This is a genomic window from Baekduia sp. (assembly GCF_035996765.1).
Taxonomy (GTDB): Bacteria; Actinomycetota; Thermoleophilia; order Solirubrobacterales; family Solirubrobacteraceae; genus Baekduia.
Genome location: NZ_DASYJG010000083.1, coordinates 37,325 through 60,258 on the forward strand (window position 1 = coordinate 37,325; position 22,934 = coordinate 60,258).

The 22,934-nt window shown below is 70.8% G+C and carries 26 protein-coding genes; 14 read left to right on the forward strand and 12 right to left on the reverse strand.

Annotation, left to right across the window (positions count from 1 at the left end; all coding sequences use genetic code 11):
• Window positions 1–15 precede the first annotated feature (15 nt).
• Window positions 16–717 carry a DUF4389 domain-containing protein gene (locus VGO10_RS18380; RefSeq protein WP_327471096.1) on the forward strand — a complete coding sequence of 234 codons (702 nt, stop codon included), beginning with the start codon at window positions 16–18 and terminating at the stop codon, window positions 715–717.
• A 7-nt stretch (window positions 718–724) separates the two neighbouring features.
• On the opposite strand, the gene soxR is transcribed toward VGO10_RS18380, so the two are convergent.
• Complete coding sequence (soxR, locus tag VGO10_RS18385; RefSeq protein ID WP_327471098.1) at window positions 725–1,183, reverse strand: redox-sensitive transcriptional activator SoxR; 459 nt, start codon at window positions 1,181–1,183, stop codon at window positions 725–727.
• Window positions 1,184–1,342: 159 nt separating this feature from the next.
• Here soxR and VGO10_RS18390 point away from each other — a divergent pair, with 159 nt between their 5' ends.
• The gene (locus tag VGO10_RS18390) at window positions 1,343–1,642 is read left to right on the forward strand and encodes a hypothetical protein (RefSeq protein ID WP_327471100.1); all 300 of its coding nucleotides are present in this window, start codon (window positions 1,343–1,345) and stop codon (window positions 1,640–1,642) included.
• A 121-nt stretch (window positions 1,643–1,763) separates the two neighbouring features.
• Here the strand turns inward: VGO10_RS18390 and VGO10_RS18395 are convergent, their stop codons facing one another.
• The 3 genes from VGO10_RS18395 to VGO10_RS18405 are packed head-to-tail and all read right to left on the reverse strand — an operon-like array spanning window position 1,764 to window position 4,549.
• Window positions 1,764–2,747, reverse strand: a complete 984-nt coding sequence (locus tag VGO10_RS18395) for a hypothetical protein (RefSeq protein ID WP_327471102.1) — start codon at window positions 2,745–2,747, stop codon at window positions 1,764–1,766.
• Between the two features lie 23 nt (window positions 2,748–2,770).
• The gene (locus tag VGO10_RS18400; RefSeq protein ID WP_349258964.1) at window positions 2,771–3,613 is read right to left on the reverse strand and encodes an aldo/keto reductase; all 843 of its coding nucleotides are present in this window, start codon (window positions 3,611–3,613) and stop codon (window positions 2,771–2,773) included.
• 42 nt (window positions 3,614–3,655) lie between these two features.
• Window positions 3,656–4,549, reverse strand: coding sequence for a 3-hydroxybutyryl-CoA dehydrogenase (locus VGO10_RS18405; RefSeq protein ID WP_327471106.1), 894 nt, complete (start codon window positions 4,547–4,549; stop codon window positions 3,656–3,658).
• A gap of 57 nt (window positions 4,550–4,606) precedes the next feature.
• Between VGO10_RS18405 and VGO10_RS18410 the strand changes: the two genes are divergently transcribed.
• The 4 genes from VGO10_RS18410 (at window position 4,607) to cofE (ending at window position 7,874) form a co-directional block, all read left to right on the forward strand.
• Window positions 4,607–5,386, forward strand: a complete 780-nt coding sequence (locus VGO10_RS18410; RefSeq protein WP_327471109.1) for an enoyl-CoA hydratase/isomerase family protein — start codon at window positions 4,607–4,609, stop codon at window positions 5,384–5,386.
• Window positions 5,387–5,500: 114 nt separating this feature from the next.
• Complete coding sequence (gene cofD / locus VGO10_RS18415; RefSeq protein WP_327471111.1) at window positions 5,501–6,427, forward strand: 2-phospho-L-lactate transferase; 927 nt, start codon at window positions 5,501–5,503, stop codon at window positions 6,425–6,427.
• A complete protein-coding gene (gene cofC / locus VGO10_RS18420; protein WP_327471113.1) occupies window positions 6,427–7,116 on the forward strand; it encodes a 2-phospho-L-lactate guanylyltransferase in 690 nt (229 codons plus the stop codon). Before cofD ends, cofC begins: the two co-directional genes overlap by 1 nt.
• Complete coding sequence (gene cofE, locus VGO10_RS18425; RefSeq protein ID WP_327471115.1) at window positions 7,113–7,874, forward strand: coenzyme F420-0:L-glutamate ligase; 762 nt, start codon at window positions 7,113–7,115, stop codon at window positions 7,872–7,874. Before cofC ends, cofE begins: the two co-directional genes overlap by 4 nt.
• A 53-nt stretch (window positions 7,875–7,927) precedes the next feature.
• On the opposite strand, the gene greA is transcribed toward cofE, so the two are convergent.
• The 3 genes from greA to VGO10_RS18440 are packed head-to-tail and all read right to left on the reverse strand — an operon-like array spanning window position 7,928 to window position 10,288.
• Window positions 7,928–8,389: a transcription elongation factor GreA gene (greA, locus tag VGO10_RS18430; protein ID WP_327471117.1), complete on the reverse strand. Its 462-nt coding sequence runs from the start codon at window positions 8,387–8,389 to the stop codon at window positions 7,928–7,930.
• Window positions 8,390–8,398: 9 nt separating this feature from the next.
• Window positions 8,399–9,706 carry a glycosyltransferase gene (locus VGO10_RS18435; RefSeq protein ID WP_327471118.1) on the reverse strand — a complete coding sequence of 436 codons (1,308 nt, stop codon included), beginning with the start codon at window positions 9,704–9,706 and terminating at the stop codon, window positions 8,399–8,401.
• 3 nt (window positions 9,707–9,709) lie between these two features.
• The gene (locus tag VGO10_RS18440) at window positions 9,710–10,288 is read right to left on the reverse strand and encodes a helix-turn-helix domain-containing protein (RefSeq protein WP_327471121.1); all 579 of its coding nucleotides are present in this window, start codon (window positions 10,286–10,288) and stop codon (window positions 9,710–9,712) included.
• 64 nt (window positions 10,289–10,352) lie between these two features.
• Here VGO10_RS18440 and VGO10_RS18445 point away from each other — a divergent pair, with 64 nt between their 5' ends.
• The gene (locus VGO10_RS18445) at window positions 10,353–10,733 is read left to right on the forward strand and encodes a hypothetical protein (protein WP_327471123.1); all 381 of its coding nucleotides are present in this window, start codon (window positions 10,353–10,355) and stop codon (window positions 10,731–10,733) included.
• On the opposite strand, the gene cofH is transcribed toward VGO10_RS18445, so the two are convergent.
• Window positions 10,730–12,952 (reverse strand): 5-amino-6-(D-ribitylamino)uracil--L-tyrosine 4-hydroxyphenyl transferase CofH, encoded by a 2,223-nt coding sequence (cofH, locus tag VGO10_RS18450; RefSeq protein ID WP_327471125.1) that lies wholly within the window; start codon window positions 12,950–12,952, stop codon window positions 10,730–10,732. The two genes, VGO10_RS18445 and cofH, sit on opposite strands and share 4 nt — an antisense overlap.
• Window positions 12,953–12,995: 43 nt before the next feature.
• Here cofH and VGO10_RS18455 point away from each other — a divergent pair, with 43 nt between their 5' ends.
• Window positions 12,996–14,006 carry an ABC transporter substrate-binding protein gene (locus tag VGO10_RS18455; RefSeq protein WP_327471127.1) on the forward strand — a complete coding sequence of 337 codons (1,011 nt, stop codon included), beginning with the start codon at window positions 12,996–12,998 and terminating at the stop codon, window positions 14,004–14,006.
• A gap of 18 nt (window positions 14,007–14,024) precedes the next feature.
• On the opposite strand, the gene VGO10_RS18460 is transcribed toward VGO10_RS18455, so the two are convergent.
• Genes VGO10_RS18460 through VGO10_RS18470 form a run of 3 tightly spaced genes read right to left on the reverse strand, consistent with a single transcriptional unit; the run spans window position 14,025 to window position 16,388 of the window.
• Window positions 14,025–14,387: a hypothetical protein gene (locus tag VGO10_RS18460; RefSeq protein WP_327471129.1), complete on the reverse strand. Its 363-nt coding sequence runs from the start codon at window positions 14,385–14,387 to the stop codon at window positions 14,025–14,027.
• 25 nt (window positions 14,388–14,412) lie between these two features.
• A complete protein-coding gene (locus VGO10_RS18465; protein WP_327471131.1) occupies window positions 14,413–15,714 on the reverse strand; it encodes an Nramp family divalent metal transporter in 1,302 nt (433 codons plus the stop codon).
• Window positions 15,711–16,388: a metal-dependent transcriptional regulator gene (locus tag VGO10_RS18470; RefSeq protein WP_327471133.1), complete on the reverse strand. Its 678-nt coding sequence runs from the start codon at window positions 16,386–16,388 to the stop codon at window positions 15,711–15,713. The genes VGO10_RS18465 and VGO10_RS18470 overlap by 4 nt, the downstream gene beginning before the upstream one ends.
• 72 nt (window positions 16,389–16,460) lie before the next feature.
• Here VGO10_RS18470 and VGO10_RS18475 point away from each other — a divergent pair, with 72 nt between their 5' ends.
• Window positions 16,461–17,426 carry a folate-binding protein gene (locus VGO10_RS18475; RefSeq protein WP_327471135.1) on the forward strand — a complete coding sequence of 322 codons (966 nt, stop codon included), beginning with the start codon at window positions 16,461–16,463 and terminating at the stop codon, window positions 17,424–17,426.
• Between the two features lie 373 nt (window positions 17,427–17,799).
• On the opposite strand, the gene VGO10_RS18480 is transcribed toward VGO10_RS18475, so the two are convergent.
• Window positions 17,800–19,527, reverse strand: coding sequence for an exonuclease domain-containing protein (locus VGO10_RS18480; RefSeq protein WP_327471138.1), 1,728 nt, complete (start codon window positions 19,525–19,527; stop codon window positions 17,800–17,802).
• A 114-nt stretch (window positions 19,528–19,641) separates the two neighbouring features.
• On the opposite strand from VGO10_RS18480, the gene VGO10_RS18485 reads away from it, so the two are divergent.
• From VGO10_RS18485 to VGO10_RS18505, 5 genes are all read left to right on the forward strand, one after another.
• Complete coding sequence (locus tag VGO10_RS18485) at window positions 19,642–19,845, forward strand: hypothetical protein (RefSeq protein WP_327471140.1); 204 nt, start codon at window positions 19,642–19,644, stop codon at window positions 19,843–19,845.
• A 117-nt stretch (window positions 19,846–19,962) separates the two neighbouring features.
• Complete coding sequence (locus tag VGO10_RS18490; RefSeq protein WP_327471142.1) at window positions 19,963–20,430, forward strand: hypothetical protein; 468 nt, start codon at window positions 19,963–19,965, stop codon at window positions 20,428–20,430.
• Window positions 20,431–20,463: 33 nt separating this feature from the next.
• Window positions 20,464–21,009 (forward strand): hypothetical protein, encoded by a 546-nt coding sequence (locus VGO10_RS18495; RefSeq protein ID WP_327471144.1) that lies wholly within the window; start codon window positions 20,464–20,466, stop codon window positions 21,007–21,009.
• Between the two features lie 130 nt (window positions 21,010–21,139).
• Window positions 21,140–21,547, forward strand: a complete 408-nt coding sequence (locus VGO10_RS18500; RefSeq protein WP_327471146.1) for a MarR family winged helix-turn-helix transcriptional regulator — start codon at window positions 21,140–21,142, stop codon at window positions 21,545–21,547.
• A partial coding sequence (locus VGO10_RS18505; RefSeq protein WP_327471148.1) for an MFS transporter occupies window positions 21,544–22,934 on the forward strand: 1,391 nt, incomplete at its 3' end. The genes VGO10_RS18500 and VGO10_RS18505, both read left to right, overlap by 4 nt.

The following is a 22,934-nucleotide window of genomic DNA, read 5'->3' on the forward strand; positions in this document are numbered from 1 at the left end:
TTAGGCTCGGCCACGATGACCGATCAGCCGATTTTCGAAGCGCAGTACGTCGAGAAGCGCAGCCGCCTTACGACGTTCTTTCGCTACTTCCTCGCGATTCCGCACTACATCGTCGTGGCGGTGTGGACCGTTGCGGCGTTCTTCGCCGTCGTTGCAGCCTGGTTCGCCCTCCTCTTCACGGGGCGCTACCCGCGGGGGCTCTACGACTTCGTCTGCGGCCAGCAGCGTTACAGCACGGCCGTCTACGGTTACATCGCGCTGCTGACCGACGAGTACCCGCCGTTCAGCGGCGACACCGACAGCTACCCCGTCCACGTCAAGATCCCGCCACCCAAGGCGGAGTACAACCGCCTGAAGGTCCTGTTCCGGATCATCCTGGCGATTCCGGTCATGATCATCGTCTACGCGATGCAGATCGTCTGGGAGATCGGCGCGTTCATCGCGTGGTTCGTGATCGTGATCATGGGCAAGCAGCCCAAGGGACTGCAGGACATGATCGTCCTGGGCGTCTCCTACCAGCAACGGGCCAACGCCTATTTCGGGCTGTTGACCGAGGACTGGCCGCCGTTCACCGATCCGCAGGGTGAGGCGCTCGGGTCTGCGGGCACCAGCTCCGGCCTTCCGCCCGCCCCACCGACGGCGGCCCCACCGGCAGCACCCGAGGCACCCGGCGGCCAGACCGGCCTCCCGCCCAGCAGCAATCCGTTCGGCGAGTAGGAGCGCGCTAAGAGATCGCGGCCGCCGGCCGGTCCCCGACCCAGTAGCGCGGGCCGGGGCCGAGCCGGCCGGCGCGATCGTCGGGATTGGCCAGGCGGCAGCGATCCAGCGACAGGCAGCCGCACCCGATGCACTCGGTCAGCCCGGCCTTCAGCCGCTCGAGCTCTGTGATCCGGTCGTCGATTCGCGCCGACCACCCGCTCGACAGCCGCGCCCAGTCCTTGCGCGTCGGCGCCCGGTCAGGCGGCAGCTTGGCCAGCTCGACGCCGATCTCCTCCAGCGTCAGCCCGATCCGCTGGGCGAAGACGATGAACGCGATGCGCCGCAGGACGGGCCGCGGATACCGGCGATGGCCAGAGCCCGCACGCTCCGACGCGATCAACCCCCGCTCCTCGTAGAACCGCAGCGCCGACGCAGCCACCCCACAGCGCCTCGCGACCTCACCGATGGGCAACAGCGTGGACATGGGTTCAAGCTTAGGTGAGGTTGAGGAGTGCTCGAAGCTCGCGGGCGACGGCGGCGGTTGTGGACGCGATCTCCTTCGCCGTGAAGCGCGCGGTGCGATGGCCGCGACGGAGGGCGTCGCGGTCGCGAGCTCGATCGTCGGCAAAGGCCGGCGGCCACGATGGAAGGTGTAGCTGTCGACCTCGACGATGAGGTTGTGGTCCGGGAAGCGAAAATCCCGCTCGGCGCCGTTGTTGATGCGGTTGACGTGCGGCCGTGGGAGGCCGTGATCGAGGCAGAGTTGCAGGAACGCGGCCTCGACGTCGCTGCGTGTGCGCGGGATTCCGTGGTCCTGGAGATCGGAGATCAGGTCGATGAGCTGACGCCGCCCGGGCTGCCGCGGGTGGGCCGCGAGCGTCCGGGTCACGGCGTCAAGATTGAAGAGCTCGAGCTGCTCAGCGCGCTCGACGGCGCGCCGTAGGTGGTGGGTCGGGACGATGGCCGCGAGGTCCAGAAGCGTCCGGACGACCGTCGTCGTCGCAACCCCGTCGAGCTCGGTGACCTCATCGTCACTAGGCGACGAGCGTCGGAAACTCGCCCCCTCAGCGCAGTGGGAGCGGTGGTGGCTCGGGCGTGTCGATGTCGGGTGGGGGTGGTGCGGGCGTCGTGGGACGGAGGCCGATGGCCAACAAGAAGGTCGCTGCCAGCGCCAGGACGAGGGGCCAGCCCAGGAGGGTCGCGCCGTGGTCGTCGATCTCCAGTGAGGTGATGGCCGTGAAGGCGATGAGGTTCAGGACCCCGAGGTAGGCCGGGCCGGGTTGGCGGTCGACCGAGCTGTAGGCGATGAGGCCGAAGCCGACGGCGAGGATCAGGAGCTCCCAGCCCCAGGCCACGCCCGGCGGCGGCTGTACCTCGTCGCCGACGATGGTGACGCGAAAGCCCTGCGCGACGATGAAGCTCGCCGCGATGGCCAGCGCCGCGAGGCCGACCGCGTCGATGAGCGCCACGCCGTGACGCAGACGCCGGTCACGCTGGCCGACCGCGGCGAAGCCGAAGACGACCATCAACCCGAGCAGCACCCAGCGGTCGGTCGCAAAGCCGTTCGGCGACCAGATCCACTCCACCGCCGCGAGCACCGCGAGGCCACCGGCCAGCGCACCGAGCAGTGTGCAGACGGCGCTGTTGCGACCCCGAGCGAACGCCAGCGCGAACGCTGCGACGGCGGCCAGCACCCAGGTCAGGGTGCCCGACGAGTCTGCGCTGTCGGAGCCCAGCACACGGCTGAATTGCGCGACGACGTCGATGAACAGCGCGACGGACGCCACATAGAGCACCGACTGATACGCCCGCGGCTCATCCCCCTCCATCGGCGACAGCACGCCCATCGCTGTCACGAACGCCCACGCGACCGCCGCGTAGGCCAGGTGCACACCCGACCCCCACGTGTCCGAAAACCGCGCCGTCACGACCCACACCAGCGTCGCGAGCACGACGACGCCCGCCGCGACCACGTCCCCGCGGAAGGGTTTCGGGCGCAGCGGACTCAGCAGTGAGACGAGCACCACGCGGCCTTCGCCGCGCGGCACACCGCTCCTGCCCTACGGCCGCCCTACGGCCGGACGAACGTATCCGGATCTGGCCCGGTCCGGTCGCCTGCGTCGAGCGTGGTGATCACATCCATCTCGGCGGCGCTCAGCGTGAACCCGAAGACGTCGAAGTTCTCCTCGATCCGCTCTTGGGTCACCGACTTCGGGATCACGACGTTGCCCAACTGCAGATGCCAGCGGATCGTCACCTGGCCGGTCGTCACCCCATGCGCGTCAGCGATCTCCACGAGCATCGGGTCTTCGAGCACCTTGCCTTGGGCCAGCGGGCTCCACGACTCGGTCACGATCCCGAGGTCGGCATGCTCGCGGCGCAGGCCGGTCTGCTGGAAGTACGGGTGCAACTCAACCTGGTTGACGACCGGCGCGACGCCCGTCTCGGCGATGATCCGCTCCAGGTGCGCGGGCTGGAAGTTCGACACGCCGATCGAGCGCGCCAGGCCATCCTGCTGCAGCTCGATCAACGCCTGCCACGTCTCGACGTACTGGTCGACCGACGGCACGGGCCAGTGGATCAGGTACAGATCGACGTGCTCCATCTCCAGCCGCTTGAGGCTGGCGTGCAGTGCGCGCTTGGCCTGCTCGAAGCCGTGGTCGTCGTTGAAGCACTTGGTCGTGATGTAGACGTCATCACGCTGCAGGCCCGCGGCGTGCACGGCCTGCCCGACACCTGCCTCGTTGCGATAGGCCGCGGCGGTGTCAATGTGGCGATAGCCCGCCAGCAGCGCGCGCGTGGCGACGTCGGCGGTGTCCTGCGGTGGGACCTGGAAGACCCCGAAGCCGAGCTGGGGGATCTGCTCCCCATCGCTGAGGGTGACGGTCGGGACGGTGGAAGAGGTCAAGCTCATACCCCTTGCGGTGCCCGACCGCCAGCCTCGCAAACGCGGTCTTTAACGCGCGAGCCCCGGGTTCTCGACCGGCTCGTCGCCCGAGTAGTCATAGAAGCCGATGCCGGCCTTGCGGCCGTACCAGCCGGCCGAGAGCATCTTGCGCAGGATCGGCGGCTGGGCGAAGCGCCGCTCGCGGAACTCGTCGAAGAGCACGTCGCAGATCGCGCCCGTCGTGTCGTTGCCGACCAGATCGGCGAGCGTCAGCGGGCCCATCGGGTGGCCGGCGCCGGCCTTCATCGCCGCGTCGATCTCCGCGATCGAGCCGACGCCCTCCTCATAGGCGCGCATCGCGTCCAACATGTAGGGAACGAGCAGGCGGTTGACGATGAACCCGGCCTTGTCCCTGGTCGGAATCGCGATCTTGCCCTGCAGCGACTCGGCGAAGGCGAGGACCGCGTCGAAGGTCTCATCGGTCGTGGTCACGCCGCGCACGACCTCGACGAGCTTCATGACCTGCGCGGGGTTGAAGAAGTGCAGTCCCGCGAAGAGCGTCGGGCGCGAGGTCGAGGCGGCCTGGTCGATGACGGCCAGCGACGACGTGTTGGTGGCGAAGATGGCGTCGGGCTTGACGATCGCGTCGAGCTCCTTCCACATCTCCAGCTTCAGGCCGAGGTTCTCGGTGATCGCCTCGATGATGAGGTCGGCATCCGCGAAGTCGGCGTAGTCGGTGGTGCCGTTCAGGCGCGCGCGAATCGCGTCGGCGTCTTCCTGGGTCGACTTGCCCTTCTCGACGGCGCGGGCCAGCTGCTTTTCGATCTTGCCCAGCCCCTTCTGCAGCGTCGCGTCATCGACCTCGCGGACGACGACGTCGTAGCCGGCGGTCGCGACGACCTGTGCGATCCCATGACCCATGAGCCCGCACCCGACGATTCCAACCTTCTTGATCTCGGCCATGGCGCAGGACCCTAACTGGACGCGCGCTGAGATGAACCGCCGCGTACAGTCTCGACCATGCCAATCGTCGAGACCGAGGACCGCGGCGCGGTCCGCCACGTCATCCTGAACCGCCCGGAGAAGCGCAACGCCTTCAACGACGAGCTGGTGCTCGGGCTGCGCGACGCGCTGAGCGCGGCGGCCGACGACGGTGGCGTCCACTGCGTCGTCCTGCGCGGCGCGGGCCCGATGTTCTCCAGCGGGATGGACGTCAACTTCCTCGGCGGCCTGGCTGCCGACCCGGGCCAGCTGCGCGCCTCGCGTCGCCCGATCATCGAGACGTGGAACCTGCTGGAGGAGATGCCCAAGCCGACGATCGCCCAGATCCACGGCGCGTGCATCGGCGGGGCGATGGAGCTGGCGCTGGCCGCCGACCTGCGCGTGATGGCCGCCGAGAGCGTCATCGGCCTGGTCGAGACGCGCGTCGGCCTGATCCCCGACGTCGGCGGTTCGTCGCGCCTGCCGGCCGTCGTCGGCCTCGGCCGCGCGAAGGAGATGATCATGGCCTCGAAGGTGATCGACGGCGTCGAGGCCGAGCGCATCGGCCTGGTCAACCGCGTCGCGCCGGCCGAGGAGCTGGACGCGGCGACCGAGCAGCTCGTCAACGAGCTGCTGGCCTGCGCGCCACGCGCCGTGGCCCTGGCCAAGCGCCTCCTGGATAGCGTGGCGAAGCCGACCCTCTCGGCGACGCTCGAGCTCGAGGTCGTCGCCCAGGAGCTCTGCGCGCGCTCGGAAGACTTCGGCGAGGGCACGCGCGCCTTCGCCGAGAAGCGTCAGCCGGAGTTCAGCGGCCGCTGAGCCACCACCCACCCCGGGGCTCGAGGGACGATTGATGGTCGATAACCGACCATCAGTCGTCCCTCGACGCTCTCGGGGCTCGAATTGACGCCCCGCGGGTATCGTCCGCGCCGCATGGACTTCGACTCCCGCTCCCCGGTGGTCGTCCTGGCCGGCGGTACCGGAGGCGCGAAGCTCGCCCGCGGGATGGCCGACGTCGCCGGAGACGACCTTGTCGTGATCGCCAACACCGGCGATGATGTCGAGCTCTACGGCGCCTACGTGGCGCCCGACCCCGACCTCGTGACGTTCTGGCTGGCCGATCGCATCGACGAGCGCGGCTGGGGCCTGGCCGGCGACACGTTCGCCGTGATGGACGGCCTGCGCGAGCTCGGCGTCGAGGTCTGGTTCAACCTCGGCGATCGCGATCTGGCCTACGGCGTGCGCCGCGCGCAGCTGCTGGCCGGCGGCGCGCGGCTGACCGAGACGATCGCGGAGCTGACGAACGCCCTCGGCCTGCGAGCCACGGTCCTCCCCATGGCCGACGCACCGGTGCGCACGAGCGTCCGCAGCGGCGATCGCTGGGTGCCGTTCCAGGAGTTCATGGTGCGCGAGCGCGCGGCCCTGCCGATCGACGACGTGCGCTACGACGGCATCGACGCCGCAACCGTTTCACCCGAGGTCCTGGCAGCCGTCGCCGCAGCAAAGGCCATCATCGTGGGACCCTCCAACCCGGTGATCTCGATTCGCCCCATCCTCGCCGTGCCGGGCATGGCCGATGCGTTGCGCGCCAGCGCGGCGCCGGTCGTGGCGCTCTCGCCCGTCGTCGGCGGCCAGGTCCTCAAGGGCCCGACCAAGCCGTTCTTGGAGTGGGCGGGCGTCTCGGTCGACGCGGCCGGCGTCGCCGGCTACTACGGCGACCTGCTCGACGGGCTCGTCGCCGACGAGGATCTCGACAGCCTCGCGCTTCCCACGCTGCGCACCGACACGCTGCTCGCCGACCCCGCGGGGCGCGCGCGGGTGGCCGAGGCGACGCTGCGCTTCGCCGAGGGCCTGCGCTGATGGCCGCCCGCCGCGGCCGGACGATCGCCGTCCTGCCGATCAAGCGCTTCAGCGTGGCCAAGCAGCGCCTCGACAACGGGCTCTCGGACGGCACGCGCCGCGCGCTGGCCGAGGCGATGGTCACCGACGTGCTGATCGCGCTGCGCCGCGCCAAGGGCATTGACGAGGTGCTTGTCGTCTCCGGCGAGACGATGGCCGTCGCGCTCGCCGCCGGCTATGACGCCGCCGCGGTCATCGACGATCCCGACGACGTCGGCCACAGCGCCGCCGCGCGACGCGGCGTGCAGGCGGCGATGGAGCGCGGTGCCACGCGCGTGCTGCTCGTGCCCGGGGACTGCCCGGCGCTCGACCCGACCGAGCTCGACGAGCTGCTCGAGGACGCTGAAGGGGTGGAGCTCCCCGACGTGGTCGTCGTCCCCGATCGCCACGGCGACGGCACCAACGGGCTGCTGCTGACGCCACCCGACGCGATCCAGCCCGCCTTTGGTCCCGGATCGCGCGAGCGCCACGAGCGCCTGGCCCAGGAGGCGGGCGCAACCTGCACGTTGATCGCCATGCCGACGCTCGGCCTGGACGTCGACACCGTCGACGACCTCGCCGCGCTGCGCACCGCGCTGGAAGATGTCCGCGGCGGCGCGTCGCACACGCGCGGCCTGCTGGCGCGCTTTGGCCGCGTGGGCGGCCGATGATCGCGGCCCGGGCATTGCCGGGCCTGCCCGAAGTGCGCGCGGGGGATGACCTGGCAGCGCTGCTCGCAACCGCGCGCAGCGCGCTCGCCCCCGGCGCCTCTGGCTTCGGCCCCGGAGAAGTGCTGGTGGTTGCCCACAAGGTGGTGTCCAAGGCCGAGGGTCGCGTGGTCGCCCTCGCCGACGTGGAGCCGTCGGCGCGCGCGCTCGAGCTGACAGCGCGGCTGGGCGGCGAGAAGGACCCGCGCCACGTCGAGGTCGTCCTGCGCGAGAGCGCCGAGATCGTGCGCGCCGAGCACGGCGTCCTGATCTCACGGACCCACCACGGCTTCGTCTGCGCCAACGCCGGCGTCGATGCCTCCAACACCGCGGGCGACGACGAGCTCGTCCTGCTCCCCGCCGACCCGGACGGTTCGGCGCGTGCCCTGCGGGCAGCGCTGCCCGGCCATCCCGCCGTCGTCATCGCCGACTCCTTCGGCCGCGCCTGGCGCCACGGTCAGTGCGACGTCGCGGTCGGCATCGCCGGCCTCGCGCCGCTGGAGGACTGGCGGGGCCGCACCGACGCCCACAGCCGCGAGCTGCGCGCCACGTGGATCGCCACCGCCGACCAGGCGGCCGCGGCTGCCGATCTCGCCCGCGGCGGCAAGGACGCCGGCGAGCCCGCCGTGCTCGTCACCGGGCTGGAGCGCCACGTGACCGCCGAGGACGGCCCGGGCGCCCAGGCCCTCGTGCGCAGCCGCGCCGAGGACCTCTTCCAGTAGCCCGCGAGTTCGCCCTCTGCGAATCTCGCAAAGGGGAATCGCCCCCTGGGCGATTACCCCAGGCTCTCGACCTTCAGCTCACGCTTGCCGCTCGGCGTCGAGACGGCGACCGTGTCGCCCGGCGCCGTGCCGATCAGCGCCTTGGCGACCGGCGACTCCGCCGACAGCTTGCCCATCTTGAGGTCGGCCTCGGTGGCGCCGACGATCGTGTACTTCACCGTCTTGCCCGACTTGACGTCGGTCACGTTGACCGTGGCGCCGAAGGTGACAACCGTGGCGTCGGCGTCGGACTCGACGACCGTCGCGTTGCGCAGCCGCTCGGTGAGGCGCAGGATCTTCGTCTCGTGATGCGCCTGGTCCTCCTTGGCGGCGTGGTACTCCGCGTTCTCGGACAGGTCGCCCAGCTCACGGGCGATGAGGATCCGCTGCGCGATCGCGCGCCGGCCCTCCCCCTCGAGCTCCTCGAGCTCGCTCTTGAGCTGTGCCAGTCCCTCGCGGGTGATCGCTTCGGCCATGCCCCAAACCTATAGCGGGACGCTGTGCGCGGCGTCCCGCCTCGCCGCCAAGGCCTCCAGTTCAGCCAGCGCGCGGTCGGCCTCGCCCTCGGCCGCCATCGCCGTGGCGAGACGGCCCGCAGCGGCCGTGTAGGACGGCGTCGCCAGGACGTCGGCCACCGCAGCGCGGATCGCTTCGACCTTCGCCGACGGCTTCAGCGTGACGCCGGCGCCCGCGGCAACCACACGCGCCGCGTTGTCGGGCTGGTCGCGGCCCATCGGCAGGGCGACGACCGGCACGCCTGCGGCCAGGGACTTGATGATGGTGCCGTGGCCGGCGTGGGTGACGACGAGTGCTGCGTGCTTGAGCACCTCGGCGTGTGGCGCCGAAGCCACGACGGTGACGTTGGGTGGCGTCGCGCCGAGGACGTCGGGCTCCAGCGACGGCCCGAGCGTGACCAGCGCGCGAACGGGCAGCGCGCCGAGCGCCGTGACGATCCGCGCCAGCAGGTCTCCCTGGGCCATGTACGTCGAGCTGAGCCCGACGAGCACGAGCGGCGCGTCGCCCGCCGGGGGCGTCCACGTGCCCGCCCACGCCGGGTCATCGAGCCGCGGCCCGACATAGCGGACGTTGGCCGGCAGCCGCGGCACTGGGATGTCGAAGGCCGGGCTGGTCAGGACCAGGAAGCGCTCGGCGGCGTGGATCTGCTCCAACGGATGGGCGAGCGGCGCGAGCTGCTGCTCCTCGCGCGCAGCGTTGAGCGGGTCGCGGCCCACGCCCCACAGACGCAGCGCGATCTTGTCCATCACCTTGAGTCGCAGGCGCTCCGCCGCATTGCGCGGCGGCGCCCAGCCGCTGCCATACGGCGAGGCGCCCGTGCCTGGGACGACATAGCTGCAGGTCAGCAGCAGCGCCTGCGGGATGCCGGCGGCCTCGGTCGCGGCCTGCGCGCCAAACATCAACGTGGGGTTGACGACGACGTCTGGGCGGCGGCGAGCGATCTCGGCGGCCGTGTCGCGGGCGTAGCGTGCTGCGGGGCCGAACGCAATGCCGTCGCGGAAGCGCTTGAAGGCGCCGAGCGGCGTCTTGGCCTCCCAGTCGCGAGCGAGATCCTCGTCGGGCGAGTACGAGCCCTTGTTGGGCGCGGTGGCCCACGGGACCCACTCCGCACCCGTCGCCTCCACATCGGGCCCGAGCACGTCGTCGGCGAGCACGGTGACCTCGTGGCCGGCGTCGACAGCCGCGCGGACGATCGACAGGATCGGCGGCGTCTCACCGCCGCCCTCCCACAGCGTGAACAGGAACTTGTTGGACATGATCTTCCTCGGCTCGGGCATGGACTAGGAGTTGGCGGCGGCGAGCGCTGCGATCAGCGCACGCATGTGGTCGATGGTCTGCTCCAGCGACAGCCCCATGTCGCGGCGCAGGAGCTTCCACGTGTAGATGTCGGTGGCGAGGACGTGCAGGTTCAAGGCCTGGTCGTAGGCCGCGTCAGCGGGGTCGGGCAGTTGGCCGGCAAACGCGCCGGCCACCCAGGCGCGGTGGCCGGTGCGACCGCGGGCCAGGAACGGCGCCAGCGCCGGAACGCGCTCCTCGAGGGCCAGCATGCGGATCACCGCATCGCCGAAGGGCTCGTAGTCCTCGACGACGTTGGTGACGGGATCGGCGAGATCGGCGTGCCGGGCATGCTCGGGGTCCAGCCGGCCGGCGACGACCTCGAGCAGCCCCTCCTTGGAGGCGAAGTGGTTGATCACGGTCTGCTGCGACACGCCCGCCTCCTTGGCGATCGCGACCAGCGTCACGTCGTCGTAGAAGCGCTCCAGGAAGTGCGCGGTGGCGACGTCCAGGATCCGCTCGCGCGTCGCGGCCGCCGCGGCGGCGCGGGCGGTCTGGCGGTATGGGCGGCGCTCCGTTTTCATTTGAGCGATACTAAAGCGAATCCGCCGACCGGCACAAGTGCGGCCAGCACTACTGTTGCGAGCCATGGGTCGCTCCCGCCGCCGCGCGCGTACCGCCGCCACCGCCACCACGCCCGCCCCGCGTGCTGCCGACCGCAAGCGTGCCGCGGCCAGCGTCGCGCCCGCCGAGCTGCGCCGCACGCTCGGCGCCTATCTGGCCGGCGCGATCGTCCTCGCCGTGCTCGTCCTGCTCGGCACGCTGACGCTGGCCGGCACGCTTGCCCCGTGGCTGGTGCTCGCGGTCGACGCGGCCGCCGCTTACGCGCTGTACCGCTGGGCGCAGGGCCGGCTCGCGCAACTTCCCCTCAGCGACGAGGACCGCGTGATGCAGACGCTCGCCGGCGGCCTGCTGGCCGTGGCGCTCGGCTTCGCGCTGATCGCCGCGGTCGTGCTGACCGTCGCTTAAGCGACAGCCTCGCGCGGCGCGCCCAGCGGGTGCTCGCGCAAGATGGTGTACAACGTGCTGCGCTCCGCCGCAGGGCGGCCGGCCGCGTGCGCGGCGGCGACCAGCTCCGGCGGGTCGAGGCGCACGCCGTGATACGAGCCGGCCAGCCGCGAGATCGACTCCTCCATCAACGTCCCGCCGAGGTCGTTGACGCCCCAGCGCAGCGCCTCGGTCGCGGTCTCGATCCCCATCTTGACCCAGGAGGCCTGCACGTTGGTGATGGTCTTCCCCAGCGCGAGGCGGAAGACCGCGGTGTGCTTGAGGTTCTCCTCGCGGGAGATCTCCTCGACGCCGTGGGTGCGGCCCAGCAGCGTCATGAACGGGATGAACGACAGCGGCACGAACTCCGTGATCCCGCCGGTGCGCTCCTGCAGCTCGCGGATGACCGTCATGTGCTGGGCCAACTCCCACGGCTCCTCGATGTGGCCGAACATCACCGTCGAGGTGGAGCGCAGGCCGGCTCGGTGCGAGGCCTCGATGATCTCGACCCAGCGCGAGACCGGGAGCTTGTTGGGGCTGATGCGCTCGCGCACACCATCATGGAGGACTTCCGCGGCGGTGCCCGGCGTGGAGCCCAGGCCCGCGTCGCGGAGCTGCGCGAAGACCTCGCTGGGCGGCAAGCCCGAGATGTCGCACATGTGCGCGATCTCCATCGGGGAGTAGGCGTGCAGGTGCAGCTGCGACGCCTCGTCCTTGGCCACGCGCAGCCAGTGCAGGTAGTCATCCAACTTCCAATCGGGATGGATTCCCGACTGCATGCACAGCTCGGTCGCCCCGTACTCGACGGCCTCACGGACGCGGCCGCGGAACTCGTCCTCGGAGTGCTCATAGGCGTCCGGCGAGCGCTTGCCCTGTCCGAAGCCGCAGAAGGCGCAGCCCACGACGCAGACGTTGGAGACGTTGATATTGCGGTTGACGACGAACGTCACGGTCTCGCCCGCGAGCTCGGCACGCAGCTCGTCGGCGGCCGCGCGCATCCCCTCGATCGCGCCCGCGTCGGTCGACGCGAACATCGCCGTCAGCTCCTCGATCGACAGCGCCTCGCCGGCGCGCGCCCGCTCGGTCGCCGGGCCCACACGGTCGGACCGGATCGCAAACGGCGCGTCGGTGCGCCCCGACCCACGCCGCGGGATGAAGGACCAGTACTTGACCTTGACGACGTCAAGGACATGTTGCTCGACCCACTCCGGGTCGAGATAGGCGCCATAGACGCAGAGCCGCTCGGTCAGCGCCACGCCGTCCTCGGCCAGGCGCTTGCGCACCTGATGGGGCGACGGGAACGGATGCTCGGGCGAGATGTGATCGCCGTTGGCCGAAAGCCCGCCGAGGTCGGTCGCGCCCGCGGCGACCAGCTCCGGCCAGTGCTCGCTCAGGTTCGGCGGCACCTGGATGCCCACACCGGGCAGCAGCTCGCGCGCGACGCCGATCAGCTCGACGAGGTCCTCCAGCGACACGGCGCTCGCCCACTCCGGGACACCGGCGATCGGAACATCCCGCAACCCTGTCCGCCAGAACCGCTCCGCCGCGTCCGTCGCGATCTCCGCCGGCTCCTCGCCGTAGTACTTCCGGTGCGGGACGAAGTTCTGGAGGATGACCTCCTGGAGATGCCCGTGCTCGGCATGGACATCGGCCAGCGCGCGCAGCGCGTCGACGCGATCCTCGCGCGTCTCGCCGATCCCCACCAGGATCCCCGACGTGAACGGGATCTTCAGCTCCCCCGCCCAGCGAATCGTCTGCAGCCGCAGCACCGGGTCCTTGGTCGGCGAGCCCTGGTGGGCCACGAGGTCGTCGCGCATCGACTCCAGCATCAACCCCTGGGATGCCGTCACCTCACGCAGCCGTGCCAGCTCCTCGCGCGTCACCGCCCCGAGATTGGTGTGCGGCAGCAAGCCGCGCTCCAGCGCCTGCTCGCAGCACCACACGACGTAGGCGACGAAGTCCGCGAAGCCCAGCTCGGCCAGCCGCGCCCGCACGCCCGGGTGGTGCGCCGGGTCGTCGCCGGTCAGGATCAGCAGCTCCTTGACGGAGCGCTTGGCGGCGCGATCCAGCAGCGCGAGCACCTCATCGGGCGTGTGCAGGTGCGGCTGGTGCGTCTGGAAGGCGCAGTACTTGCAATGAGAAACGCACGTCCGCGAAAGCGACAGCGTCAAGTTGCGCGAGAAGGTCACACGGCGGCGCACCTCTCTGATCCTACGACGCGCCCGACCGTATCCTCCCGCGCCGATGGTCCGCCGCCCCTCCACCGCCCTCCTGCTCGCCCTCCTCGTCGCGCTCGCCGCCGGCTGCGGGACCGCCTCCTCGGGCAGCGACAGCCGCCCCGACCAGGACGCCAGGCTGCTGCTGGACTTCGCGCCCAACGCCGTCCACGCCGGGATCTACCTCGCCCTGCAGCGCGGCTACGACGAGGCCGAGGGCGTCCGTCTCGACGTCGAGACGCCCGGCACGTCAACCGACGGGATCGAGTCCGTGGTCAGCGGCCACGACGACCTCGCGATCGTCGACATCCACGACCTCGCGATCGCGCGCGCCAAGGGCAAGGACGTCGTGGGCGTGATGGCGATCGTTCAGACGCCGCTGGCCGCGGTCCTCGCCCAGCCCGGCATCACGCGGCCCCGCGACCTGGAAGGCAGGAAGGCTGGCGTCACCGGGCTGCCCTCCGACGACGCCGTCCTGGACTCGATCGTCGCCGGAGACGGCGGTGACCCGACCAAGGTCCGCAAGGTCACGGTCGGCTTCGACGCCGTGCCGGCGCTGCTCTCGCGCAAGGTCGCCGGCGCCACGGCCTTCTGGAACGCCGAAGGCGTCGCGCTGGCGGCCAAGCGCCCCGGCGTCCACGAGTTCCGCGTCGACGACTTCGGCGCGCCGTCCTATCCGGAGCTCGTCCTGGTCACCTCGCGCGAGACGCTGGAGACCAGCGCGCCCGTGGTGCGCGCGACGATCCGCGCGCTGCGCCGCGGCTACGAGGGCGCGATCAACGACCCGGAGTCCGCGGTCTCGGCGCTCACCGACGCCGAGCCGTCGCTCAAGCGCGTGCTGACCCTCAAGGAGCTCGACGCCGTCAGCCCGTCGTTCACGGCCGGCGCCGACTTCTACGGCGAGCTCAACCCGGCGACGCTCGCCAAGTGGGCGACCTGGGAGCAGCGCTTCGGGATCGTCAAGCGCAAGCCCGACGTCGCGACGATGTTCGACCCGGCGACGGCGCGCACGGGACTCAAGGACGACCCGGACGCCTGACCCGCCCCCGCGCCCGCGTTATTGAGCGCGAATGCGCTTGAACTCCTGGCGCACCGACTCGGGCCGCCCCCACATCTGCACGACCTCGACGCGCCCGCTGCGCGCCTCGCGCACCACGAGCTCGCCCTCCAGTCCCGCGTCGTCGAGCAGCTTCAGCGCGCCGTGGACGGCCGGCGCCGCCGAGGCGTGGCCGAAGCGGTGGGCGACGAGGATCCGCCAGTGCCAGTCGTGCCGGGAGTACGGCTGCGCGTTGACCGTGCTGAGGCAGACGCAGCCTTCGACGTAGCGCGTCTCGTCGAAGATCCGGACGTCGAGCTCGAGGTCGGTCCAATCGTCGGGCAGCGAGTCGACGATCTCCTGGAAGGTGTCGGCGAGGGCCATCGCGCTCATCGTATCGGCGGCCGCGCTAGATCAACCCGAAGGTGTCGATCAGCAGGAAGAGGTTCAGCGCCGAGATGATCGCCGCGACGAAGCCCGCGACGACCGTCGTCAGCCTGCGGTTGACCAGCGCGCCCATGATGTCCTTGCGCCGCGTGAGCAGCACCAGCGGCACCAGCGCGAACGGAATGCCGAACGACAGCACGACCTGGCTGATGACCAGCGCTTTGGACGGGTCGACGCCGATGGCGAGGACGATGAGCGCGGGCGTCATCGTTACGGCCCGCCGGACCGCCAGCGGCACGGCCCGGGCGATGAAGCCCTGCATGACGACCTGGCCGGCGTAGGTGCCGACGCTGGAGGACGCAAAGCCCGACGCCAGCAGCGCGAGCGCGAAGGCGACCGCCGCCGACGGCCCGACGAGCTCCTTGAAGCCCGCATGGGCCTTCTCGATCGTGTCGACGTCCGGACCGTTGCCGAAGAAGAGCGACGCCGCGATGATCAACATGGACATGTTGATGATGCCGGCCAGCGTCATCGCGATCGAGACGTCGATGCGGTTGAAGCGCAGCAGCAGACGGCGCTCGACGTCGTCAGTGGCCTGCACGCGGTTCTGCGTCAGCGCCGAGTGCAGGTAGATGACGTGCGGCATCACCGTCGCGCCGAGGATGCCGGTGGCCAGCAGGATCGAGTCGCTGCCGTCGAAGTGCGGGACGAAGCCCTTGGCCGCCTCACCGGCGTCGAAGCCGATGCGCAGCGTGTCGTAGAGGAACCCCAGCAGGATCACGGCCAAAAAGCCGATGATCGCCAGCTCGAAGCGCCGGTAGCCGCGGCTCTGCAGCCCGAGGATGCCGAAGGCCGCGACGGCCGTGATCAGCCCCGACGGCAGCAGCGGGATGTTGAACAACAGGTTGAGCGCGATCGCCGCGCCGACGAACTCGGCCAGGTCGGTGGCCATCGCGATCAGCTCGGCTTGGACCCACAGGCCCCAGGTCACCGGCCGCGGAAAGTGCGCGCGGCAGAGCTCCGGAAGGTTCTTGCCGGTGGCGATGCCGATCTTCGCCGAGAGGTTCTGGATCAGCATCGCCATCAGGTTGGCGCCCAAGAGCACCCACAAGAGCATGTACCCGTACTTGGAGCCGCCGGCGATGTTGGTGGCGAAGTTGCCCGGGTCGACGTAGGCGATGCAGGCGACGAAGGCGGGGCCGATGAGCGCCAGGCGCGCGCCGCGACCGTGAATGCCGGGGCGGCGTGCGCGCTGGAGGGTCGAGGCGCCCGGGAGCGGGAGCGCCTCGACACCGGCCGGGGCGTCCACCGGCGGCGGCGTCACGCCGAAACCTCGACGCGCATGGCCGCCGCAAGGCGGCCGCCGAGCGGATGGACGTCCTCGACCGCGCCGAAACGCGCGAAGATCGGCCCACCGAAAGGCTGCTTGTCGACCACCTCGAAACGCTCGCCGGGCGCGATCCCGCGTGCACCGAGGTAGCGCAGCATCTCGGGGTCACTGTCGGAGACGCGGACGAAGCGCCCGCTGGCGCCGACCTCGAGCTCATCCATGGCGACGGTCGTTGGCTCGACGATCTTGAGATCCGCGGTCGGAATCGGATCGCCGTGCGGGTCGATCGTCGGATGGCCGAGCTTGGCGGCGATCAGCTCCTCCAACTCCTCGGAGAGATGGTGCTCGAGCACCTCGGCCTCGTCGTGCACGCGATCCCACGGGACACCGAGCTCCTCGACCAGGAAGCGCTCCAGCAATCGGTGGTGGCGCAGCACCTCCAGCGCGACGTTCATGCCGCGCTCGGTCAATCCGACGCCGCGGTACGGGACGTGCTCGACGATCCCGAGGCCGTCGAGCTTCTTGACCATGCTCGACGCTGAGGCGGCCGAGACGCCGAGGCGCTCGGCCAGCGCGTTGGTGCTGACGGCACCACCCTCCCCGCGCTGCTCGAGCGAGTAGATGGCCTTGGCGTAGTCCTGGACTGCGGAAGAGACTTCGAGCGTCATCGGAATAGATTTTAGCCTAGCCTAAATCTGACTTCAACCGAATGTCCAGATCGTCCTCGTATCCTCGACCGCATGGCCACCGTCGACACGCTCTCCACCGGCTATGACGCCTGCACGAGCGGCGCGGGCCTGATCGACCGCTCCGAGGCCGGCAAGCTGCTCCTCACCGGCGAGCAGGCCCAGGCGTTCCTCGACGGCCAGGTCAGCAACGACATCGCCGCGCTCGAGATCGGCCACGGCCGCTACGCCGCGCTGCTGACCAACAAGGGCCGGATGCTCGGCGACCTGCGGGCGCTCGCAACCACCGACGGCCTGCTGCTCATCTGCGAGCGCGTCGCGCTCCAGCCGCTCTTCGACCAGGTCCGCCGCGGGCTGATCGGCTGGCAGGCCGAGCTGCACAAGCGCACGCTGGAGCTCGGGCTGCTCTCGCTGGTCGGGCCACGCTCGGAGGAGGTCGCGCGCGCCGCCGGACTGCCGATCCCGGGTGAGGAGGAGCACGACGTCGCCGGCTCAGCGAGCACGTACGTCGTCCGCATCGACGGCGGGCTCGACGTCTTGCCGGAGACCGCCCGCGTTGCCGAGGTGCGCGCCGCGCTGCTGGCCGCCGGCGCGATCGAGGCGCCGGAGGCGGTCGCCGAGATCGTCCGCGTCGAGCACGGTCGTCCGCGCTACGGGATCGACCTCGACGAGAGCGTGATGCCCGCCGAGGCCGGCATCGTCGAGCGCGCGGTGAGCTTCACGAAGGGCTGCTACGTCGGCCAGGAGACGGTCGCGCGGCTGCATTGGAAGGGCAAGCCGAACCGCCACCTTCGCGGGCTCAAGCTGACGGCGCCCGTGGCGCCGGGCGCCGTCGTGACCGTCGCCGGCGCCGAGGGCGCCGACGCGCGCGAGGTCGGCCGCATCGGTTCGGCCGTCGTCTCGCCGACCGCAGGCCCGATCGCGCTGGCGATCCTGCGCCGCGAGGTCGCCCCCGGCGATCACGTGCTCGTCGGCGAGCCGGCCGTCGAGGCGCAGGTCGTCACGCCACCGCTGGTCTGACGGCGCAGCGCCGAGCGTTGGCGCGGGGCGGTCGGTCCGTCCGAATCGAGCGCCCCGCGCCAACGGTCTGAGCCCCGTTCGCCGGACGGCGCGCCCGGCCCCTCAGCCGCTGCCGGGCACGCGTCCGTCGATGATGGAATGGTCTCGCGACAGGAGGCCCTCCCGATGCTTCGTGCGGCGATCCGTGCCGCGTCTTGCAGGTTCCGTTGCAGATCTTGCACAGGTTCGGCCCCAAATGCGCTCGAACATCTGCCGATTAACGCCACAGAACACGGGAGGGCGTGCGTCCAGTCGCGCCGCGAGCCATCGAGGGACGACTTGTGTGCGCCCAGGACCCACAGGTCGTCCCTCGACGCCGCCGGGGAGCGGTACCTCAAGCGTCGGGCCTTGCCGCCAGTGCCCGCGCGGCGAACCGCTCCACGCGCGCTCGCGTCATCGTGGCCGACAGCGCGAGCTCCAGCGACGGATGCGACGCCAGCCACGTCGTCGCGATCCGCAACGCCCCCACCTCGTCGGGCGTCGCGCAGGCCGTCGCGCCGCGCCCATCGCCCCCGCGCAGCGCATGCTGTGTCCGCGCCCAGACATCCGCAGGCTCGCGCAGCGGCGCCCAATCCGCCACGCGCCCGCCGACCAGCCACAACGCGTCGAAGCGCTCCGCCTCCGGATGCGCGGCCAGCACGAGCCGCGGCCGGGCGTGGGTCGCCGCCACCGCACCGCCCAGGCGCTCCAGCAACTCGGCCAGCCGGACGCGTCGGCGCCGCAACCAGCCCGCGCGTTCAAAGCGCTCCTCGGCGGCGGCCGCGCGCATCTCACCATCCAGATGCGCCAAAAGCGCCCGCCCGCCATCGCCGTCTCCCGTGAACAGCGCCAGCGCCTCGTCCAGCCGGCGCCGGTAGGCATTCGGATCGAGATCGCCGAGACACGGCGACAGGCAGCGCCCCATCTGCCCGTAGGCCGACGGGTGCTCACGGCGCTTCATCCCCCGCCCGCAGTGGCGCAGGGAGAAGAGCGACTGCAGCTGCTCAACCAGCTCGACCGCGGCAAAGCGCCCGCGCAGCGGCCCGACGTTGACCGCCAGCCCCGGCGAGGGCTCGGGCGCGATCTCCAGGATCGGATAGGCGATGTCCAACCGACAGCGCAGATAGACCCAGTGGTCGTCGTGCTTGAGGCGCTCGTTGCCGGGCGGACGCAGCTGCTTGATCAGCCGGTACTCGGTCAGCAGCGCGCCGACTTCGCTGTTGGTCTGCTCCCAGTCGACCGTCTCGGCCTGGGCGATCCAGCCCGTGTCCGGCGACGACGGCCGGAAGTGCGCCTTGGCGCGTGCGCGGATGTCCACCGACTTGCCGACGTACAGCGGCTGACCCTCGGCGTTGCGAAAGATGTAGACGCCGGGCTCGGGCGGCAGCGCCGAGCAGTCGACCTTCCGCTTCCGGTAGCCACGCAGTGACGTGCCGCCGTCGGTTCGGGGGCGGGCGGGTCCGTTTCCCGTCCGCCGCCGCTTGGATCGCAGCAGCGCCAGCGCCTGACCGACCGTGCCCGCGTTGGCGCACAGCCGCGGAAAGAGCGCGCAGAGCACGCGCGCGCAGGTCTCCGCGTCGGCGAGCGCGCGGTGCGTCACGTCGACGTCGATGCCCAGCGACTCGGCCAGTGGCGCGAGCTTGCGTTGGCGCGCGAGCGGATGCAGCTCCCGTGCCAAGGCGACCGTGCAGAGCGACGGCGGGTCCAGCCACGCGACGCCCGCGCGCCCGAACGCCTGGGCGAGCACGCGCCGATCAAACGCCGCGTTGTGGGCCACCAGCACGCGCCCCTCGAGCTGCTCGGCGAGCTCGGGCAGCGTCAGCTCCGCCGGCGGCGCCTCGTCGACCATCGCCTGCGTCACGCCGGTGAAGCGCTGGATCCCGCGCGACAGCGGCGCCCGCACCGGCACGAGCGTCTCCCAACGCTCGTGGAGCTCGCCGCCGCCCACGAGCACCGCGCCGATCTCGGTGACCTCGCACCGCTCGCCAGCCAGCCCGTTGGTCTCGGTGTCGACGACGAGGAACTCGGCCGTGGCCAGCGCGGCATCGAGGAGATCGGGGGAGGCGGAGACGGCGACGTCCATGGCGAACGTGTGTTTGTACTCCGGTCTTCGGACGCACCGGGCAAGTCGTTGCAGGGCGTTCGACCGGCCTCCGGAGTACGGTGCGAGCCGACCCCCAGCCGGATCGGAGGACCCATGGCCACGTTCACCCCCCACGACAGCACGCTGGATGAGCGCACCCGCAAGGCGTGGAGCGCGTACCGCGAGGATCTCGCCGAGCTGCAGGGGCGCGCGTACGACGCCGCGGAGGCCGAGTCGTGGGATCGCCTCCAAGAACGGCTGCAGGACATCGAGGCCGACCGCGCCGCGCTGCACACCGGTGGAGACCATGACGGCTGAGATGACGGCTCAACGGTCCCCAGCGCACCGGTCAATGGCGCGAAAGCTTCCGCTCGGCTAGGGTTCGCGCCGGGCCGCCACCCCGTCCTCGCGGATGGGACCGGCCCGGGTCGAAGGATGAGGAGCCAGAGCCCCGCACACCGCAGGAAGCCCCGACAGGCAGCGGCAGCCGCCTGCGCGCTGACCGCTGCCGTCGTGCTGGCCTCCTGCGGCTCGGACGACCACAAGTACACCAACGCGGAGCGGCCGCCGACGCCGATCGTCATCAGCGCGTCGATCAACGACGAGGCCGTCTCGGTCTCCCCCAAGCGGTTCGGCGCGGGCCCGATCACGTTGATCATCTCCAACCAGTCGACGTCCTCACAGCAGGTGACGCTGGAGTCCGCCGATGACCCGGGCGGCGACAGCCCCGGCGTCAAAGCGATCGAGACCGGTCCGATCAGCCCACGCGAGACCGCGTCGGTCAAGGGCGACGTCAAGCAGGGCACCTACGCGCTGAAGGTCAGCGTCGACGGGGTCCGCGCCGCGCGCATCGTGGTGGGCAAGCCACGCCCGTCCTCGCAAAACCAGCTGCTGCAGCCCTAGCCGGCGGCGCTGCACATGCGCCACCATGTCGCCATGCGCCGCGCCCGCCGCCTCACGGCCCTCCCGCTCGCCGCCGTCGCGGTGACCGGCCTCGCCGCGCTTGCCGGCCCGCTCGCCCAAGCCGACCCGACGCCGTCGCAGACCGTCTTCACCAAGAAGCTGCTCGACGACCCCAAGACCAGCGCCGGGGTCAAGCGCATGCTGTCCAACAAGAGCGCGATCGTCGATCCGCGCAGCGGCTTTCTCGACGTCACCGGCGACGGTCGCCAGGACGCGCTGATCCTGGTCTCCACCGGCGGCGCGGCCGGCGCCGTGGGCCTCTACGTCTTCTCCACCCACGGCCAGCAGACCGCACAGACCGACGACCAGACGTCGCTGAAGGTCGTCTTCCGGCTGCAGTCGCTCTACGGCGCGTCGCTGCGAATCTCCGGGACGACGCTCAGCGTGCTGGAGCCGCGCTACGCCGAGGGCGATGACCTCTGCTGCCCCGCGAAGCTGCGTGAGCGCGACTACGTGTTCGACGCCAAGGCGCTGACGTTCCGCCGCACGGCGGACCACGACACCGCCTTCACGCAGTAGCGCCGCGGCGTTTCTGTGACCGACCGCACACTGCGTGCGCTTGCGCACTCGCTGCGTCGCCGTAATACTTACGTGCATGCAAGCAAGCAGTGCGACGACGGAAGCGACGGCAGAGGCCCTCGCAACCGCCATGCTCGACCTCTGGCGACAGATCCTCGCCGGGTCGACGCGCGACCTGTACCGCCTGCTGGCCGAGGCCGATCTCTCGATGACCCAGCTGAAGATGCTCCACATCCTCATGGAGTGCGAGAAGGAGTCCTCGGTCAAGGAGCTCGCCGAAGAGCTCAGCATGTCCCTCCCCAACGCCTCGCGCACGATCGACGGCCTGCTCCAACGCGGGCTGGTCGAGCGGCGCGAGGATGAGCACGACCGGCGCGTCAAGCGCGTGGGCCCGACCCCGGCCGCCCGCGAGCTGATCGACCGCGTCGACACCGCGCGACTCCATGGCCTCGCCGCCTGGGCCGCCGACCTCTCCCCCGTCCAGCGGTCCACGCTGCTGGATGCCCTCTCCCTCCTCCCCAAGGAGCGTCGCCGATGACCCGCTCACAACTCCGCACCCGCTTCGTCAGCGAGGAGAACCGCCGTTGGTGGACCCTCGCGGCGATGTGCTTCGCGCTGTTCATGATCATGTTGGACAACACGGTCGTCAACGTCGCGCTGCCATCGATCCAGAAGGATCTCGGCGCGTCGATCTCCGGCCTCGAGTGGACCGTCAACGCCTACACGTTGAGCTTCGCCGTGCTGCTGGTTACCGGTGGGCGCCTCGGCGACATCTTCGGCCGCCGCAAGATGTTCCTCTTCGGCGTCATCGTCTTCGGCGCCTCCAGCGCGTTCATCGGCTTCTCGCAGTCCGAGGCGTGGCTGGTCACCGGCCGCGCGATCCAGGGCATCGGCGCCGCGTTCATGATGCCCGCGACGCTCTCGATCATCTCCAATGCCTTCCCACCCGAGGAGCGCGGCAAGGCGATCGGGACCTGGGCCGGCGTCTCGGCGATGGCGCTGGCGATCGGCCCCGTCGTCGGCGGCTTCCTGGTGGAGAACGTCTCCTGGCAGTCGATCTTCTTCCTCAACTTGCCGGTCGCCGCCATCGCGGTCGTCGTGACGCTGTTTGCCACGCACGAGTCGCGCGACCACACGGCGCCGCCGTCGGTCGACTACGCCGGCGTCTCCACCCTCAGCGTCGGCCTCGGGGCGCTCGTCCTCGCGCTGGTCGAGAGCAACGCGTGGGGTTGGGGCTCGGCCCGCATCCTCGGCCTGCTCGCCGTCGCGGTGATCTCGCTGACCGCGTTCGCGATCGTCGAGGCGCGCATCACCAACCCGATGGTCGACTTCAAGTTCTTCCGCTCACGCTCGTTCGCGGGCGCCAACCTGGTGGCCTTCATCGTCAGCTTCGCGATGCTCGCGACGTTCTTTTTCTTCGCCTTGTACTTGCAGAACGTTCGCGGCTACACGCCGTTGCAAGCGGGCGTCCGGTTCCTGCCGATGACCGTCGTGATCATCTTCGCGGGGCCGATCGCCGGCCGGCTGAGCGACAAGATCGGCCCGCGGCCGCTGATGACCGTCGGCCTCCTGCTCAACGCGATCTCGCTCTTCTGGCAGGGCCACCTGTCCGTCGATACGCCCTACACCCAACTGCTGGGCGCCTTCGTCCTGATGGGCCTCGGCATGGGCCTGGTGATGTCGCCGATGACGACCGCGGCGATGAATGCGATCGACCGGACCAAGGCCGGGCTCGCCTCAGGCACGCTCTCGATGAGCCGCATGCTCGGGGGCACCTTCGGCGTGGCGGTCATGGGCGCCCTGGTGACGACGATCGGCAAGTCGGACCTGAACTCCAGCCTCCCCCACGTCGCGGCGGCGACCCGCAGCAAGCTCGACGAGACGCTGCCCCAGCTGCCGGAGTCCGCGCGCCACGACCTCGCCGA